The sequence below is a fragment of the Grimontia celer genome (assembly GCF_900055185.1).
GTDB lineage: Bacteria > Pseudomonadota > Gammaproteobacteria > Enterobacterales > Vibrionaceae > Enterovibrio > Enterovibrio celer.
The window spans coordinates 1-549 of the sequence record NZ_FIZX01000056.1; the positions used below are offsets into that span (position 1 = coordinate 1).

At 37.5% G+C, this 549-nt stretch carries 1 pseudogene; it reads right to left on the reverse strand.

Annotation, left to right across the window (positions count from 1 at the left end):
* Positions 1-209: 209 nt before the first annotated feature.
* A pseudogene (locus GCE9029_RS26870) lies at positions 210-549 on the reverse strand (hypothetical protein); the annotation flags it as partial.

Sequence of the window (549 nt, forward strand, 5' to 3'; positions counted from 1 at the left end):
CCATTAAGAATGCAAATATGTAGTCTTTTAAAATTCCCAAAATATCCAATTGTCAACTCTCAACTAAGTAAATGATGATTTCGTACAGCGCCTATTAAGGGGTGAACAACGGGCTCACCCAACCCAAAGCAACGCACCTTAAAGCACAAAACTACTTGTAACCAAAACTGCCAAGCGTTAGAAGTCCATTAAAGCAATTGGTTAGGTTACTATAGCAGGTTGAATGAGCAACTAGTGTTCGGGATTTTTTTTGTTTGTATTAAATGTTTAGGCAACTCAACACCAACTAACTTTGATTGTTTATCAATAATCTGTGTAATATTTTCATCTTCGACCGTTGGATAAATGCCTAAACACCACATACTACGCAAGTCATCCTCTGACTTTTTTAGCTTCCAAATTTTCTGAATGTCATTCATCATTCCCTTAACACAAGAGGATGCATTTTGGTTTTGCTTAACCTCTAGAGCGATATAGGAGCTTCGAGAGCTGCGCTTTTTCCGTATAAGAAAATCTATATGCATTCTTGTTTGACTTCCGCGCATGCGT